Origin of the sequence: Aerococcus suis (assembly GCF_900176325.1) — a bacterium.
Taxonomy (GTDB): domain Bacteria; phylum Bacillota; class Bacilli; order Lactobacillales; family Aerococcaceae; genus Aerococcus; species Aerococcus suis.
On record NZ_FWXK01000007.1, the window covers coordinates 53,622 to 72,032 of the forward strand.

The 18,411-nt window shown below is 33.4% G+C and carries 15 protein-coding genes; 8 read left to right on the top strand and 7 right to left on the bottom strand.

The features are described from left to right. The first annotated feature begins 51 nt into the window (after positions 1-51). A complete protein-coding gene (locus B8955_RS06245) occupies positions 52-4,656 on the top strand; it encodes a glycoside hydrolase family 2 TIM barrel-domain containing protein (protein WP_084099376.1) in 4,605 nt (1,534 codons plus the stop codon). A gap of 119 nt (positions 4,657-4,775) precedes the next feature. Here the strand turns inward: B8955_RS06245 and B8955_RS06250 are convergent, their stop codons facing one another. Genes B8955_RS06250 through B8955_RS06265 form a run of 4 tightly spaced genes read right to left on the bottom strand, consistent with a single transcriptional unit; the run spans position 4,776 to position 7,491 of the window. Then, positions 4,776-5,711, bottom strand: a complete 936-nt coding sequence (locus B8955_RS06250) for a hexose kinase (protein ID WP_084099377.1) — start codon at positions 5,709-5,711, stop codon at positions 4,776-4,778. 36 nt (positions 5,712-5,747) lie between these two features. Next, positions 5,748-6,266 carry a galactose-6-phosphate isomerase subunit LacB gene (gene lacB, locus B8955_RS06255; protein WP_084099378.1) on the bottom strand — a complete coding sequence of 173 codons (519 nt, stop codon included), beginning with the start codon at positions 6,264-6,266 and terminating at the stop codon, positions 5,748-5,750. A 19-nt stretch (positions 6,267-6,285) separates the two neighbouring features. Next, a complete protein-coding gene (gene lacA / locus B8955_RS06260) occupies positions 6,286-6,714 on the bottom strand; it encodes a galactose-6-phosphate isomerase subunit LacA (RefSeq protein WP_084099379.1) in 429 nt (142 codons plus the stop codon). Between the two features lie 18 nt (positions 6,715-6,732). Then, positions 6,733-7,491, bottom strand: a complete 759-nt coding sequence (locus B8955_RS06265; protein WP_084099380.1) for a DeoR/GlpR family DNA-binding transcription regulator — start codon at positions 7,489-7,491, stop codon at positions 6,733-6,735. A gap of 195 nt (positions 7,492-7,686) precedes the next feature. Here B8955_RS06265 and lacD point away from each other — a divergent pair, with 195 nt between their 5' ends. From lacD to B8955_RS06290, 5 genes are all read left to right on the top strand, one after another. Continuing rightward, on the top strand, positions 7,687-8,685 hold the full coding sequence (lacD, locus tag B8955_RS06270; protein WP_084099381.1) for a tagatose-bisphosphate aldolase: 999 nt from the start codon (positions 7,687-7,689) through the stop codon (positions 8,683-8,685). Further along, entirely contained in the window at positions 8,675-9,172 is a 498-nt protein-coding gene (locus B8955_RS06275) for a PTS sugar transporter subunit IIA (RefSeq protein WP_084099382.1), read from the top strand. The genes lacD and B8955_RS06275 overlap by 11 nt, the downstream gene beginning before the upstream one ends. Then, the gene (locus B8955_RS06280) at positions 9,165-9,464 is read left to right on the top strand and encodes a PTS sugar transporter subunit IIB (RefSeq protein ID WP_084099383.1); all 300 of its coding nucleotides are present in this window, start codon (positions 9,165-9,167) and stop codon (positions 9,462-9,464) included. The genes B8955_RS06275 and B8955_RS06280 overlap by 8 nt, the downstream gene beginning before the upstream one ends. A 38-nt stretch (positions 9,465-9,502) precedes the next feature. After that, positions 9,503-10,915 carry a PTS galactitol transporter subunit IIC gene (locus tag B8955_RS06285; RefSeq protein WP_084099384.1) on the top strand — a complete coding sequence of 471 codons (1,413 nt, stop codon included), beginning with the start codon at positions 9,503-9,505 and terminating at the stop codon, positions 10,913-10,915. 155 nt (positions 10,916-11,070) lie between these two features. Continuing rightward, positions 11,071-12,519, top strand: a complete 1,449-nt coding sequence (locus B8955_RS06290; protein ID WP_084099385.1) for a 6-phospho-beta-glucosidase — start codon at positions 11,071-11,073, stop codon at positions 12,517-12,519. Between the two features lie 24 nt (positions 12,520-12,543). Here B8955_RS06290 and B8955_RS06295 read toward each other — a convergent pair whose 3' ends face one another. The 3 genes from B8955_RS06295 to B8955_RS06305 form a co-directional block, all read right to left on the bottom strand. Further along, the gene (locus B8955_RS06295; RefSeq protein ID WP_084099386.1) at positions 12,544-13,194 is read right to left on the bottom strand and encodes a YaaA family protein; all 651 of its coding nucleotides are present in this window, start codon (positions 13,192-13,194) and stop codon (positions 12,544-12,546) included. 103 nt (positions 13,195-13,297) lie between these two features. Further along, positions 13,298-13,816: a type 1 glutamine amidotransferase domain-containing protein gene (locus tag B8955_RS06300; protein WP_084099387.1), complete on the bottom strand. Its 519-nt coding sequence runs from the start codon at positions 13,814-13,816 to the stop codon at positions 13,298-13,300. A 246-nt stretch (positions 13,817-14,062) separates the two neighbouring features. Next, complete coding sequence (locus B8955_RS06305) at positions 14,063-14,737, bottom strand: VIT1/CCC1 transporter family protein (protein WP_200804278.1); 675 nt, start codon at positions 14,735-14,737, stop codon at positions 14,063-14,065. Positions 14,738-15,149: 412 nt separating this feature from the next. Here B8955_RS06305 and B8955_RS06310 point away from each other — a divergent pair, with 412 nt between their 5' ends. Then, entirely contained in the window at positions 15,150-15,551 is a 402-nt protein-coding gene (locus B8955_RS06310; protein ID WP_084099388.1) for a (deoxy)nucleoside triphosphate pyrophosphohydrolase, read from the top strand. Between the two features lie 3 nt (positions 15,552-15,554). Continuing rightward, the gene (locus B8955_RS06315; protein ID WP_084099389.1) at positions 15,555-18,410 is read left to right on the top strand and encodes a DEAD/DEAH box helicase; all 2,856 of its coding nucleotides are present in this window, start codon (positions 15,555-15,557) and stop codon (positions 18,408-18,410) included. Position 18,411 lies beyond the last annotated feature (1 nt).

Consider the following 18,411-nt stretch of genomic DNA (forward strand, 5'->3'; position numbering starts at 1 on the left):
TGAACTTTGTTATTGGTATGTATAAGATGTTTTTAGGAGGGAATTAGATTTATGAAAGGTCCAGATTTAAAGAACTATCGAAAAATTTCTAAATTTTCTGTAGGAGTTAGCTGTGCTTTAGCTTGTTTAATGTTCCAAAATCAAGTAGCTGTTCATGCCGAAGAAATTGCTCCTGAAGTTGGCCAAGAAAATCATCTTAACCAAGATGAAAAAGTGAATGATGTCGAAAATAATATTTCTTCAGATACTGAGACTGGTACAGAATCTTTAGCAGAAGCTGAACCTAATTCTGAAAGTTCTGAGGAAACTGTTGTTGAAGAAACAGAAGATCAGTCAGTAGAGGAAGAAGAAAACGTCTCAGAATCTACTGAAGAGGATATTCAAACTGAGACTAATACGGAAGAAATTAAGGGTATTCAATCAGATAGTAATGAAAAAACAACTTTAGATTTTATCAGTGAAGATGAAAGAGAAACTACTTTCAATGAAAATTGGAAATTGATTCCAGAAGATGTTGAGTCTGCTAAAGAGAAAGACTTTGATGATGAAATTTATGAAACGATTGACTTACCAAATGATATTAGTATTGGTAAAGACTTTTCTACTAGATATGAAGCAGAAAGTGGCTTTTTACCTGGTGGTGTCGCATGGTATCGAAAAGAATTTTTAGTTCCTGAGAAATATGCAGATAAGAGAATATATTTAAATTTTGATGGTTCTTATATGACAACTGATCTTTATATTAATGAGAAGAAAGTTGGAGAATATAAGAATGGATATACACCATTTACCTTTGATATTACTGACTTCCTTGTGAAAGATGGAAAAACAGAGAATCTTTTATCTGTTTGTGTAGAGAATAAACTGCCAAGTAGTCGTTGGTACTCTGGAACCGGGATTTTCCGAGATGTCAATATCTCTGTATTAAATCCTGTTCATATTGATCAAAATGGTATCACAGTTACAACACCTAATTTAGAAAAAGAAGTGTCAGGAACTGTTACAGTACCTATCGAAGTCTCTGTTGTTAATTCTGAAGATGAAGATAAAAATATTCAAATTAATCATCGACCGATTGATGCCGATGGAAATGTTGTGGCATCTACAGAAGGTGAATTGTTATCAGTTAAACCAGGAAGTACAATCGCTACAAATGAATTACATGTCGATAATCCTCATCTTTGGGATGTTGAAAATCCTTATTTATATGTATTAGAAACGGATATTTTAAGTGATGGAAACGTTATTGACCATAAAGCGATTGACTATGGATTTAGATACTTTAATTTTGATAGAGATAAAGGATTTTTCCTTAATGGAAAACCATTGAAAATTAAAGGTGTATCTATGCACCATGATCAAGGAGCATTAGGGGCTGTTCAAAACGAAAAAGCGATTGAAAGACAAATCTTAATGTTAAAAGATATGGGTGCAAATGCTATTCGGTCAACGCATAATCCAGCTTCTACGGCCTTAATTGATCTTGCTAATAAGCATGGTATGTTAATCATAGATGAAGCTTTTGATGGATGGACCAATCATAAAAACGGTAATACGAATGATTTTTCTAAATATTTTAATGAAAAAATAGGAGACCAAGATTACTTATTACACGCTGATTCAGAAATGACCTGGGCAGAATTCGCAACTAAAGCGATGGTTGAGAGAGGTAAAAATGCTCCGTCAATTATTATGTGGTCAATCGGTAATGAAATTACAGAAGGAGCTTCTGGAGATATGTCTCACTATCCAGAAGTGGCTGCTAATTTGATTAAATGGGTCCAAGAAGTTGATGCAACGCGCCCAGTAACTATCGGTGATAATAGAGTTAATGATTCAATACTAGAACCGATTAATGATTTAATTACTCAAGCTGGTGGTGTCGTAGGTAAAAACTACAAAGATGCTAAAACTTTAGAGCAAGTGAGAGAAAAACACCCTGATTGGATTCTTTATGGATCAGAAACAACGAGTGCTATTCATACGCGTGGAGAATATGGTACGTTTGGACGAGATAATAATAAATTAGCTATGTCTGAATATGATAACGACTCTTCTCGTGTAGGATGGGGGCATTCTGCAAGCAAAGCTTGGAAAGATATTATTGAAAATGATTGGAATGCTGGTATCTTTGTATGGACTGGATTTGATTACATAGGAGAGCCAACACCTTGGAATGGTATCGGTCCTGGAAGTGTGAGTGGTCAAGGCGCGAAACCTAACTCTTCTTATTTCGGTATTATAGATACAGCTGGATTCCCTAAAGATACTTATTATCTATATCATAGTATGTGGAACGATAAAGAGAATACGCTTCACTTAATGTCTACTTGGAATGATGATGAAATCGTTAAAACAAAAGATGGCAAAGTTCAAGTGGATGTCTATACTGATGCGGATCGTGTTGAGTTATACTTGAATGATAAATTAATTGGAGAGGCTGAATCAACATTACATACCACTCCAATGGGACATCAATATCGTCGATTTGATAATGATAAACCTTATCCAACTTTCTTTGTTGATTGGGAAGAAGGAACTTTATCTGCCAAAGCATTTGATAAAGATGGAAACGAAATAACTGAAAAAGCTATTGGAAGACATGAAATCTCAACATCATATGCACCAACAAATCTAAAATTAAATACTGTGCATCATGAAATTACTGCAGATGGAAAAGACTTAGCTTATATTGAAGTTGATGTTTTAGATGAATTTGGAAATATTGTTTCTAATGCAGATAATATGATTAACTTTGAGATTGAGGGGCCAGGAGAAATTGTCGGTGTTGACAATGGAAATCAAGCGGATACCGATTCTTATAAAGATACTAAACGAAGAGCTTTCCATGGTAAGGCTTTAGTGATTGTACAATCAACGAAAAAAGCAGGAGATATTAAATTAACTGCAAGTTCAGATGATATAGCTACTGATGAAATCATGATTAAATCAATTGCTCCAGAAAAAGAAAATGAAGCATATTTAGAATCCTATGAAATGCCTGGTAGCTACTACATGACTGTTGGTGAAGATTTAGAATTACCAGATAAAGTGCAAGTCACTGATAGCAATGGTGAGCAAGAAGAATTAGCAGTTAATTGGAATGAAGAAGAATTATCTCAAATTACTAAACCTGGAAACTATAATATTTCTGGAAAATTAGCTGACTCAGATTATTATGTAAATGTTCGAGTGCAAGTGGTTAATCCTGTGATGACAGTTGAAAATCATTCTACTTTCACATATCAAGGAGAAACACCAGACTTACCAGAATATTTACGTGCGATTGATAATCAAGGGAAAGAATCTATTTTAGTTCCTGTGACATGGAATATTGGTGATGAAACGTTTGATGAGTTAGGTAATGTTCAAATTCATGGAGAGGCCAATATCTTTAATGAAACGATTCCAGTTATTTCAAATGTGAGAGTTGTTGAAGCGATTGAAAAATCTAAAAATATCGCTAATCCTGAAATTGGAAAACCTGTATTTTCAAATGGTTATTTAGATAAAGAAGGAAACATCACTGATTTAGAAGATAAACCAATTAGTGACAGTTTTGATGGATTAAATAATGATGGTAGAAATACGAATGAACGTTGGACGACATACTCATTAAGAAATGATAACTCTATTGATTCATTCTATTTACAATTAACTTGGGATCAAGAATATACATTTAATAATTTAAACTTATGGCACTATACAGATAATAATAGTATATTACCTGGCGTTGATCGTATTCACTTTGAATATTATGATTCTGAAAAAGAAGAATGGGTTAATATTCCATTCTCTAATATTACTCAAGTTAGTTATCAATCAGGGGTCACTTCTTATAGTTTTGTAGATCCCGTAACAACAGATAAATTAAGAATTTGGTTAGATAAAGTTGATGGTAGAACCTTTGGATTTACTGAAATTGAAGTTTTAACTTATGTTGAAGAGGAATTAGCTCATAGTAAATCTAATGCTCAACAAATTAAAATTAATGGGGAAGTCGTAGACATCTCACCTGATGTACCATTCGAATTTTCAAGTGCTCATACACCATTAATTGAAACAATTACTGAAGATAATGGTAATGTCACATTAATTGCTAACGGAAACCAAGAATGGATATTGCGAGTAAAATCTGAAGATGGACAACATATAACAGACTATTTATTGAGAAATGTATATTCACCATCAGAAGAGTCTGGATCAGAATATGTTGAAGACCCATACGTAGAAGGCGATAACATCATCGAAAAAGATGTCACAGACCTTCCAGCAAATGGTGACTTCCATAGTGAATATGTTGAAGACCCATATATCGAAGGAAAAGAAATCATCTCCAAAGAAGTTGCAAATGAAGGTGTTACTTCAGAAGAAAATGATGATGAATCTATTGATAATGAAATGATGAATCATAACTTTATAGAATTTATCGATCACGACTTAAGTGAAATTGATGATTCATATAATAGTCAACCAATCAATTTGGATAATCAAGGAATGGAAAACATTTTAATGGCTTCTGAAGAGCGTGAAATGGTTAAAAAAGATAATCAAACGCTACCAAAAACAGGGGTTAATGTTGGAGTGATTGTGGGAGGTTTAACTTCTTTAGTTTCAGGATTAGGTCTAGCTCGTAAGAAAAAAGATAAAAAATAAGTTTTGATTTAGAAGAATAAAATATTAAATCAGGATTTGATTAACCGTCAAATCCTGATTTTTTGTATCAAAAAAGGACTGATTTTTAAATCAGTCCTAAAAGAAAGAATCATAATGGTTTAAATTTCAGAGACGTTAATTTGATCAAAGAACGTATCGAATTGATTCATATCAATTGCACCTGTTTTTTCGTTCAGTGTATTTAATACACCGCAAGTCATACCAGTTTTAATGATTTCAGAGAAGTCTTTGCCTTCGTCAATAGCATAAGCTAGACCAGCAATAGTAGAGTCTCCAGAACCAACAGGATTAACTGGATTAATTTTAGGTACAATGACTTGATAGAATTTATCTTGATATTTGACTAAGGCGCCATCTCCACCAAGTGTGACGACAATCATTTCAACACCATCGAATAATGAGTTTGATAAAACTTCTTTTAATTGATCAGTGTTTTTAGGATCAATATTTTCGTTAACTAAACCTTCTAATTCTTCTGTGTTTGGTTTAATGAGGTAAGGTTTATGGTCACCTTTTAATGATTGTAAGAGACTATCTCCTGATGTATCTAATAGAACTTTACGACCATAGTCATTAGCAATCGCAATTAATTCTGAATAAGTATCGCTAGGGAAGCCTTTTAGCATACTACCAGACATAGTAATAGTTGTTGCATGAGAAACTAAATCTCTAAAAGCATCTTTAAAATGGTAGATATCTTCTTCATCGATTTCTGGCCCTTTTTCAAGTACTTCTGTTTGATTGCCTTCATGTAAGATAGCGATACAAAATCTTGTTTCACCATCTATCTTAGAAAATTGGTGATTAATTTCTACTTCATCTAGTTTGCTTTCAATATATTCACCAAAATGTCCCCCTAAAACACCAGTTGCTTTAACGTCGGCATCTAATGTTTTAAGAACGCGAGTAACATTTAACCCTTTACCACCAGGTGTTTTAGATACTTTATCCACGCGATTAACAGTATCAAGATTTAATTGATCTAGTGGATAAGAAACATCAATTGATGGATTCAATGTAACAGTTAAAATCATGATTTCTTCACCTCAAGAGAATTGACTGACGAGTTATTAATCGTGGTAATAACCTTCGTCCCATTTTTTAACTTCTTCATCGAATAGGTTATCATTAAACTCTTTAGTTGTATATGTTTCTTCAATTGCATTAATTTTTTCAATTAATTTTTCATTTTCAGGAGATGGTTGGTATTCTTCTTTTAAGAAAGCATCAACGATATCTTTAATTAAGAATTCACCAGTAATTTTACCACCAAATCCAATAACATTAGCATTTAGTTCACGTTTAGCATATAAAGCTGATGTCATATCACGAACTAGGGCAGCTCTTACACCAGGAACTTTATTAGCAGCATTTGAAATACCAATACCAGTACCACAAATAACAACACCTAAATCAGCTTCACCTTTTGCAACAGCTTCACCAACTTTTTTACCGAAGATTGGGTAGTGTGTTCTTACAAAACCATAAGTACCAACGTCAATGACGTCGTGTCCTTCTTCACGTAAATGATCGGCTACAGCAATTTTAATATCAGTTACAATATGGTCACAACCAATAGCAATTTTCATTTAAATTCCTCCTATTTTATTAGCACATTTCATTTAACATATCAACGCGAACTTGGTGACGTCCACCGTCATAAGATGCTTTAAGAAATTCAGAAACAACATTTAAAGCAAGACCTTCACCAAGAATTTCACTACCTAAAGAAATTAATTTTGTATTGTTATGTTGACGAGTCATATAAGCAGAACGTTCGTCAGAAATTTCACCAACAATCATACCTTTATGTTTGTTGCTTGCCATGAAACTACCAACGCCGTATGCATCAAAAATAACACCTAAGTCTTCAGATTTACCAAAGTCTAGAGCTTCAACCATTTTTTTAGAAGACTCTACAAAATCTGCTTCTCCTTCTGGTGTTAAATCGACAACTTCATAGTCATCTTTAATATTTTCATGAATAAAGTTTTTTAATTTTAAACCATCTTTATCACTTGCTAAAAATACTTTCATCAGAATACCTCCATAAAATTATTTAATAATTGATATTTTGTTTTTTAGTGATTCTAACAATTCTGATTGATTATCTTTATTAGTTATCATTTGGTCAGCATCACCAATTTCATAAAAACGATAGAAATCTTGCGTACCAAATTTACTATCATCTGCAACAATATATTTTTCTTTAGCATTGTCTAAGGCAATGCGTTGGATATCACCTTCATCTTCATTAGCATTATATAAATAGTTTTCATCCAGAGCATTCACTCCGATAAAAGCTTTTTGAATATAAATATTTTTCATAAAATCACTAGCAATGGTTCCTATAAAGGCTCCAGTTAATGAACGATAATTTCCTCCGATTAATATCAAATCATAATGATCATCATTTTTGAATTTATCAAAAACAAAAATAGAGTTAGTAATTATTTTTAAATTATCAACATCTAAATAATCATAAACAAGTTCAGTGGTCGTACTAGTACCGAGAAAAATAATATCATTATCTTCAATTTTAGCTGCCATTTTTTTAGCGATTTCATGTTTTTGACTTAAGTTACGATTCTTTTTCTCTCTATGACTTAATTCAATTTTAGAAAGGTTATTTACCTCATTTAATTTAGCACCACCGTGGATTCGCTGAAGAAATCCTTCATTTTCTAAAATTTTTAAATCGCGGCGGACAGTCATATCAGTTACACCTAATTGTTCAACTATAAATTGAACTTGAAGAATTTTATGATCTTGCAAATATTCTTTAATAAATTTTAGACGTTCTTCTTTTATCACCTGACCACCTACCTGTTTTTAAATGTTTGTTTTTGTTTGCATTAACATAATATAAGATAGAAATAGGAATGTCAATAATTGTGAAATAATAAATTAAATAAAAATAATGCCTTGACACGACTCATGAAAGCGTTTATTATTTAGGGTGACAATAATAAACAAAAAGAAACAAAGGTGAACAAAAGGAGGGCTATAATGAAAAAAATTTCGAACAAAAAATATGAAAGATTAGAAAACCTTTCTACAGATTCGAAAGTTATTTCAGCTTTAGCAATTGACCAAAGAGGATCATTGAAAAAAATGATTCAATCTGGAGGTGGCGTATCGGATATTCAGAAAGCGATAGAAGACTTTAAAGTGGGAATATCTGAAGTCTTAACTCCGTATTCTTCTTCAATTTTATTAGATCCAGAATATGGATTACCAGCAGCTAAAAAACGTCATGAAAAAGCAGGTCTTCTGTTAGCATATGAAGAAACGGGATATGATGCGACAGAACCAGGACGTTTGCCTGATTTATTACCTAATTGGTCTGCTAAACGTATACAAGAAGAAGGTGCTGACGCCGTTAAGTTTCTTCTATATTATGACGTAGATGAAGGAGACGAAATAAACGATCAGAAACACGCGTTTGTTGAGCGGATTGGTTCTGAATGTATGGCAGAAGATATGCCGTTCTTCTTAGAAATCGTTTCTTATGATGCGAATATTGAAGATGCTAAAAGTGCTGAATACGCCAAAGTAAAACCTCATAAAGTAAATAAAGCAATGGAAGAATTCTCTAAAGATCGCTATAACGTCGATGTTCTAAAAGTAGAAGTTCCTGTAAATATGAACTATGTGGAATCTTTTGGTTCAGATGAAGTTGTTTATAGTAGAGAAGAAGCTTTAAATTACTTTAAAGAACAAGATGAAACAACAAATCTTCCTTATATTTACTTAAGTGCAGGTGTTTCAATGGACTTATTTAAAGAAACATTGAAATTCTCTAAAGAAGCTGGAACTAAATTTAATGGTGTCTTATGTGGACGTGCTACTTGGAAAGATTCAGTAGAAGAATTCGTCAAATCTGGTGATGAAGGATCACGTCAATGGTTAGGCGAAATGGGACGCAAAAATATCGAATCATTAAGTGATGTTCTAAAAGAAACAGCAACACCATGGACTGAAAAGGTGGAATTGGATGAACGCTGATACTTTAGTTAATGAAAAATATTGTTATATTACATCAAAAGAATCATCTTCAGAAGTATTTGAAGAGATTGGAAAGATTCTTTTTGAAGAAGGTTTAGTAACAGAAGAATTTTCTGAACAAATTAAAATACGGGAAAAAGATTTTCCAACAGCATTAGATATTAGTCCAATTTTTTCAGATGTGAGTGGGATTGCTATTCCACATACAGAAAGTGAGTATGTGAAAACACAAAAAGTAATTCCTATCAAATTGAATGTTCCTTTCAAAATGCGGAACATGATTGATCCTTCTAGCGAAGTAGAAGTAAACTTTATGTTTATGATTTTAAATAATGATTCATCAGGACAATCAAATATTTTAGCAAAAATTATGAGCGGTATTACAAGCTCTGATAAAAAAGTGTTAAAAGAAATCGCAGATATTAATAATAGTAATGATGTCTATAAATTTGCAAAAAAAGTATTGGAGAGTGGAGAAAATGATTAAAATTTTAGCAGCATGTGGAGCCGGAGTTAACTCAAGTCATCAAATTGCAAATGCAATTACAGAAGAAATGAAAAAAAGAGGACACAAAGATATTAAAGTGGATGCTTTAATGGTCAAAGATGTTAACTCAGAAGTGTTAGGTAAATACGATATCTATACACCAATTTCAAAAACAGATACTTATGGAGTAGATATTCCAGTTGTTGAAGCTGGTCCAATTTTATATCGTATTCCAGCAATGGCTCAACCAGTATTTGATAAAGTTGAAGCAGAAATTAAAAAATTAAAATAATAGTCTTATAAAGCAATATTTATGAATGGGGTGTAAAGATGCAAGCGGTAATAGATTTTGCGAATACGATATTCCAGCCCTTAATTGACTTAGGTGCTGGGCCTTTAATGACAATTATCCTAACCTTAATTGCTTTGTTATTTAAAGTAAAATTTACAAAAGCACTTGAAGGTGGTTTGAAATTAGGGATTGCCTTAACAGCGATTGGTGCCGTCATTGGTATTTTAACTGGAGCTTTCTCAGAAGCATTACAAGCTTTTGTTGAAAATACAGGTGTAGAATTATCAATCACTGACGTTGGTTGGGCACCATTAGCAACAATCACTTGGGGTTCACCATTAACTCTTTATTTCTTAATGGTATTAGTTATTCTTAACATTATTATGTTAGTTTTAAATAAAACGAACACATTAGATGTCGACATTTTCGACGTATGGCATTTAGCGATTACAGCAATTATTGCAAGATATTTAGGAGCTAACCTATTAGTAACAACAATTTTTGTATTAATTGTCGGTGGATTAAAAATCATTAACTCTGATTTAATGAAACCAACATTCAATGATTTACTAGGAGCACCTGCAGAAAACCCAATGACAAGTACTCATATGAACTATATGATGAATCCAATCGTTATGTTGTTCGATAGAATCATTGATAAATTATTCCCATGGTTAGATAAATATGACTTTGATGCTGCTGCATTAAATGATCGTATTGGTTTCTGGGGATCTAAATTTGCTATCGGTATTTACTTAGGTATTATTATTGGTTTATTAGGTGGACAAAGCTTAACTGAAATCTTTGAATTAGCGTTTACAGCAGCATTCTGTTTGCAGTTATTCTCAATTATTGGTTCATGGTTCATCGAATCTGTAGAACCATTGTCACAAGGAATTACAAACTTTGCTAATAAACGTTTCGAAGGTCGTCAATTTAATATTGGTCTTGACTGGCCATTTATTGCAGGTCGTGCTGAAATGTGGGCTGCTGCTAACGTATTAGCACCAATTATGTTAGTTATTGCGTTAGTCTTACCAGGAAACAAAATCTTACCTTTAGGTGGTATTATTGCGATGGGATTAACACCATCATTATTAATTATTACTCGTGGTAAAATTATGCGTATGATTGTAATTGGTATCTTTATGTTACCAGTCTTCTTATGGGCAGATACATTAATTGCTCCAGCCGTAACTGACATGGCAATCAATGTTGGTGCATTCCCAGACGGATTAGCAGCTGGATCATTAATTACTCACTCTACTCTAGAAGGACCAATTGAAAAATTTGTTGCTTATCTAGTTGGTACTGCAAATGTTGGTAATATTATGTCTATCGTTTACTTAGTATTAGCTTCAGTAGCATACTTAGGATTATTTGCTTGGTACGCAAAACAAATGAAAAAACGTAATGCAGAATACTTAGCAAAAGAACAAGAACAACAATAAAAATAGAATAATATAGAAAAAGCTTTGGATAATTACTAAGAAAGTAATTATTCAAGGCTTTTTTGTTTAAATGTAAATTTTCCTTTTGCCTAAACAGTTATTCTCGTTTAAAGTAACACTAGATAATTATAACTTTGAATATTCAGGAGGTAATTATGAGTAAATTTCCGAAAGATTTTTTATGGGGTGGCGCTGTTGCTGCTCACCAATTAGAAGGCGGTTGGCTAGAAGACGGTAAAGGACCAAGTGTAGCTGATGTGTTAACAGCAGGTGCTGCTGGACAACCTCGTGAAATTCATGACGAAGTGCGAGATGGTGTTTATTATCCGAATCATGAAGCAGTAGATTTTTATCATCACTATAAAGAAGATATCCAACTTTTCAAAGAAATGGGATTGAAAGTTTTTAGAACTTCTATTTATTGGGCACGAATTTTTCCTAATGGAGATGAAAAAGAACCAAATGAAGCTGGCTTACAATTTTATGATGATTTGTTTGATGAATTGTTAGCGAATGGAATTGAGCCAGTTATCACTTTAACGCATTTTGAGATGCCGCTTCATCTAGCGAAAACATATGGTGGATTTAAAAATCGAAAAGTCGTTGATTTCTTTGTTAAATTTGCAGAAACGGTCTTTGAACGTTATCAAGATAAAGTGAAATATTGGATGACGTTTAATGAAATCAATAACATGATGGATTATACCAATCCTATTTTCTTATGGACAAATGCAGGAGTGACTGTTGAAGACGATGAAAATCCTGAAGAAGTGATGTATACAGCAGCTCATCATTTAGTGCTAGCAAGTGCACTTGCTGTAGCTAAAGGAAAAGCCATTAATCCTGAGTTTAAAATTGGAAATATGATTTCGCATGTACCAATCTATCCTAATAATGCCAATCCAGCGAATATTATGCTATCTGAAGAAGCGATGCGATTACGTTATTTCTTCCCTGATATTCAAGTACGTGGTTATTATCCGCAATATGCGTTGAAACATTTTGAGCGAGAAGGATTCAATATTCCAATCTTAGAGGGTGATGCTGAAATTTTAGCGAATGGTACCGTGGATTATATAGGATTTAGCTACTATATGTCGAATGCGGTAGATATTGATAATCAAACGACACATGACGAAGCCAATGTACATGGGCAAGTACCTTATCAAGTTGAAAATGAGTATTTAGAAAGTAGTGATTGGGGATGGACAGTTGACCCAATGGGATTGCGAATTACTTTAAATCGATTATGGGATCGTTATCAATTACCATTGTTCATTGTTGAAAATGGCTTAGGAGCTTATGACGAAATCAGTGCTGATGGACAGATTCATGATGATTATCGTATGGATTATATGACGAAGCATATTGAACAAATGGCTATAGCCGTCAATTATGATGGCGTACAGTTAATGGGATATACTCCATGGGGAATTATTGATTTGGTTTCCTTTACTTCCGGCCAAATGTCTAAACGTTATGGCATGATTTATGTCGACCGCGATGATAAGGGACAAGGAAGTTTTAAACGGATGAAAAAAGATTCCTTTGCTTGGTATCAAAAAGTCATTGCGACAAATGGAGAAGATTTGACGTTTGAATAAATGATAAAAGGACTGATTTGATAGTCAGTCCTTTTTCATTCGTTCTCTCACAAACACCCACTCATTATCACTAGATTCACTCTCTACGAAATGATAGCCCATATCATTAAATGCTTTGACGTCTTCAATCATATAGATACGTTTTTTAGCGATCCAGTGAACAAGTTGGCCTCGTGCTTTCTTGGAAATTGTGGAATGTTTCTTACATTGGCCTTCATTTGTTTCTTCGAAGAAATGACAAGTAATAAAGGTGTCGTTAGAAGTTAAGTAAGGAGTAATGGTTTTACTAAACTCTTGGCTTGCTAGATTTAAAATTGGTTCTTGTGATTGAGAGATCACTTGATAAAAGGCATCACCCCATGCTTTATACAATCCTTTTGTTTTGAAATCTTTGCGGTATGGGCGGATACCATCACGTGGTTTCACCGGGCCGTAGAGTGCAGATAGAATATAGAGATGGTCGTCAAGAAAATTGATGTCAGATGGTTGTAAGTCTGCTTTTAAATAACGGAATTGTAAACCATTATAAAGAGATAAGGCTTCGTAGTAGTGAGTATCATCTTTAAAATCACTGGCATGACTCAATTGCTTGGCTTGATCTATTAGGATGGGTAAACGTTGACTAGAAATGGCGTCAGCTGATAATTCCTTTGCGGGTGAGATAATGATTTTCATAAGTTATCCTTTCTAGGGATATAATAGTAGAAACGATTGGATTGTAGGCAAAATAAAAACGCCCCTCCAATATATTGGAAGGACGTTAGTGGATTACCTGAGATTATTTGTCTAGTACATCAACAATGGCTTTGTTGAAGGCAGGTAAATCATCTGGTGTACGGCTAGAAACGATACGTCCTGGTTCGTCAATAACGACTTCTTCATCGAAGAAGTTACCACCAGCGTTAATAACGTCTTGAGCAACTTGTTTAACGGCTGTCATGTTACGTCCGCTTAAGATTCCTGCATTCACCATTAATTGTGGACCGTGGCAAATTGTGAAAATCCATTTACGATGAGATGCGAAGTGACGAACGAAGTCTAACATATCATCATCTTTACGTAATTTGTCAGGAGAGTAACCTCCAGGGATTAATAGCGCATCGTAGTCAGCTGGGTTTTCATTCGCAACGGCGTTTTCAATAGTTACTTCTGTACCATCTGCTTTACCAGTTGCTTTTTCGCCTGCTTCTAATCCAATAGTCACAACTTCATGTCCAGCATCTTCTAATGCTTTTTTAGGTTCAGTATATTCAGAGTCTTCAAATAAGTCGGTTAAAACTGCTGCAATTTTTAACATAATTAGCCTCCTTAAAGCTTTGTTACTTTCATCATAACGAATGATAAGAGTTAACGCAAAGAATTCGATTGGCATCAAAAGATAAAAAAACGTGTTGCGAGCAAGCAACACGTTTTTTAACGATCTTTCTTTTGGGAGGAGAAAGATGTATGAAGAAAAGTTTTATTTGGTATGGTTGTATAATAAAGGTTAAATGTGAAGAAATTATGAAGATTATGGGTGAAAATAATGATTTCCCCAAAAATTTTAGACACCACCTAATACGACACCGATTCCATAAGCTGCCATAGCTGCTAATCCTCCGACAATTAACATTTCTAAACCTGATTTGAACCAATTGCCTTTTGTGACAACTGTTTTAACGGCACCAAGAATAAACAGCGTTGTGAACGTTAAAATATTTGATGTGATAAATGAAATCGGAATTAAATCATGATTGAAATAAGCAAAAATGAAGATAAGTAATGGGAATAAGCCAAAAATAACAAAAGAGATAAATGTAATAATCGCATTAATAATTGGGTTAGATTCTTCTTCGTCATCGTTTATTAATAAGTTATCTCTCGTTTCTGCATCATAGTGACTTAATGTTTCCGCAAAATGATGGGCGTCGATGGCGCTTAAACCTTTTTCTTCTAACATTTGAGCAGACTGGTCTTCATTATATTCCGTTTCAATTTCTTGTTTATGATGTTCTGCATATTCTTTTTCTGATTTACTTGAAACATAATCTCCAACAGCCATTGAAATCCCATCACCGAGTAGATTGGCGAATCCTAAAATAATAATGACTCGCATATCGAGAGCGCCACCAGTAGCCCCCGCAACGACTGCAAAAGTTGTAATGGTGCCATCCAAACCACCATAGACTAAACTTTTAATCCCTTCACCTTTATTAAATGTCTGTTTTCTGATTTTCATCAGAATCCCTCCTCTATTATTTTAAAAGAAGACGCATCCGTGGACAGAATCGAAACTGTCTCACAGATACGTCTTATTATCGACATCTGCTGCCAAGCTTTTCACGGCTTGACCGGGCAACCTAATAATCGGTTACTTGCTCATAAGGTATTGATTTGATACTTCTATTATACGAAAGCCTTTACATCTTGTCAATAGAATGATTCCAAATAAGCAAAAAAGACAAACAAAAAGCCCTCCATAAGGAAGGCTTTTTGTACATATCTTTCATTTTTGGGAGGAGAAAGATGTATGAAGAAAAGTTTTATTTGGTATGGTTATATAGTAGTCACGAGATTTGAAGAAATTATGAATGAAATACTATAAAATAGTAAAGAAAGTATTTACTATTTATAAAAGCAAGGTGTATATAATGAAAAAAATTGATGTTGTAGGAGCTATCCTTATTAAAGATAAAAAAATTTTATGTGCTCAACGTGGTGAAGGGCATTCTTTAGCAGGTTTATGGGAGTTTCCAGGTGGAAAAATTGAAGAAAATGAAACGCCAAGAGAGGCGTTAATGAGAGAAATCAAAGAAGAATTGCAAATTGATGTATGTGTTGAGAAAGAAGCATTCAAATATGCAGAATATATTTATGATTTTGGACAAGTTTGTTTAACGACTTATTGTTGCCAGTTAATGGATGGGGATGTTCATTTAACTGAACATCAAAATATTAAATGGTTATATTCTAATGAATTGGAACAACTAGATTGGGCTCCAGCTGATATACCAACTGTAGAAAAATTGATAAAAATAAAAGATGAGGAATAAGCCATGGACAAATTAGAGACGTCATTACGTAAAGCTTTTATTGATAAAAATAATACGGGAAGTGAATTAGATCCTCAATTAGTGATTAATCAACCGGATAAGCATGAGTTTTTATTAAATCTTTTACAGGAACAATTGGAACAGTGTCAATCATTTCTTTTTTCGATCGCATTTATAACACCTGGAGGATTAAATGCGATTAAGACACAATTAGCGGATTTAAATCGTAAAGGTGTAAAAGGACGATTATTAACTTCTGATTATTTAGCTTTTAACGCGCCAGAGACCTTTCAAGAATTATTGAAAATTCCTAATTTAGATGTTCGAATATCTCCCAAATCCGGTTTTCATGCTAAAGGTTATTTATTTTATCACGAAAATTATAAATCTTTTATTATAGGTAGCTCTAATCTTACAATGACGGCATTAAAAACAAACTATGAGTGGAATGTATTTCTAACGTCGTATGACCACGGAGAAATTCTGCACCAGTTAACAGAACATATTGAAATGGAATGGCAATTAAGTACACTATTAACTAAAGAATGGATTATTCAATATGCGGAAAATTATCAACCAATTACTAGGGAAAATTTAGCTTTAGTTGCGGAAAAATCAAGTGATTCTAAAACTATTCAACCGAATAAAATGCAATCTGCAGCATTGGAACAACTAGAACAATTACGAGAGTCTGGAGAACATAGAGGAATGGTCATTTCCGCAACTGGAACAGGGAAAACCTATTTAGCAGCGTTAGATGCCAGACAATGTCATCCAGATAGATTATTATTTATTGTTCATCGTGAGCAAATCCTTCATAGTGCGTTAAAGTCTTTTCATCGAGTGATTGGTGGCCCTATTGATAATTACGGTATTTTATCAGGGAATAGTAAAGACTATGATAAAAAATATTTATTCGCAACGATTCAAACAATTTCTAAACCAGATGTGTATAAAGTTTTTAATCCTGAGGCTTTCGATTATATTTTAATTGATGAAGTTCATCGTTCAGGAACTGATTCATATTTGAGAACTATTGACTATTTTCAACCGCAATTTTTATTAGGGATGACAGCAACGCCTGAACGAACAGATAATTTTAATATTTATGAATTATTTGATAATAATGTTGCTTACGAAATTCGGCTACAGGATGCGTTAAATGAAGAATTATTATGTCCGTTTTATTATTTTGGTGTCACAGATTTTGAAAAAAATGGCGAAACGATTGACGAAACGACACAGTTACAACAATTAGTCAGTCAAGAACGTGTTGATTTTGTGTTAGAAAAAATTGCTTATTACGAAACATCTGGAGTTAAGACTAAAGGTTTAGTTTTTTGTAGTCGACGCGAAGAATGTTATGAATTAGCACGATTATTTAATGAGAGAGGTAAGAAATCTGTGGCTCTTACTGGGCAAACTTCTATGCCTGAACGAGAAGAGCAAGTAAAACGATTAGAGAATGGCGAACTAGAATATATATTCACTGTTGATATTTTTAATGAAGGGATTGATATTCCTGCTATTAATCAAGTGATTATGTTACGGAATACACAATCTACTATTGTTTTTACTCAACAATTAGGTCGTGGCTTAAGAAAGTCACCAAATAAAGAGTTTGTAACGATTATAGATTTTATTGGAAATTATTCGAATAATTATATGATTCCTATGGCTTTGATGGGTGACTATTCGAACGATTTAGATAATATTCGCCGAGGAACATTAGAAACGCAATATATTTCTGGAATCTCTGCCGTTAATATGGAGCAAATTGCCAAAAAACGTATTTTTGAAGCGATTGATCAGTTTAAGCCGGATGATATGCGACAACTAAAAGAGAAATATTTACAACTAAAAAATCGCTTAAATCGTGTCCCACTACTAGCGGATTTTAAAGCAACAGGAACGTTAGATCCAGAATTATTAGCATCTAAAAATAATAAAGGTTACTATTTCTTTTTACAGAAAATGGAGAAAGATATTCCGGTGATTTCTAAAAAGGCAGAAACTTTACTCAAGTTTATGCATTTAGAGCTTATTGGTGGGAAACGGTTAAATGAAGTTGTTCTACTAGAAAGATTATTAAGCCAAAAAGAGATATCTTTAAAAGAAATAGTTAATCTATTTAATAAAAATGGTCTCAGAGCTGATGATGAAACGGTTCATTCAACGTTGCAAGTATTGTCATTGACTTATTACGTCTCAGCTAGTGCTAAAAGATATGCTGGATGCCCATTAATTACAATAACTGATAACGGTATTTCATTATCAAATGAATTAGTAAAAGCATTAGAAGAGCCAATGTTTTATGATTTATTTATGGATAGCATTGAAACGGCTAAATTGAATGGCAAAGATTATGATCAAACTCATATGTTTACGATGTATGAAAAATATACGCGAGACGATGCGTTACAGCTCGCCAATTTTAAAGAACAAGTTCCTGGAGTAAATATTGGAGGATATAAATTAGACAAAGAGCGACATCTATTTCTTATTTTTGTTACCTTGGATAAGGGAGACGATTTTCAAGGTGCTCAAGTAAAATATGGGGACGAATTACTCAGTCAACAAGCAATGCACTGGTATTCAAAAGCCCCTCGTAATTTACAGTCGCCAGAAATCAAAATTTTAAAACATGAGGATAATTGGAACATCTTAATGTTTGTACAAAAAAGAGCTCTCGAACAAGATAAGAAATTTTATTATTTAGGTCGTGTGCAACCACAGCGTGAAACGATTACGCAGACAACCGTCATTAATAATCAAGGGAAAGGAACGTCAGTTGTTCATATGCAACTTGATTTTGAACAAACATTGCCGCTAAGTTTGTATAAGTATTTAAAAAATTAAT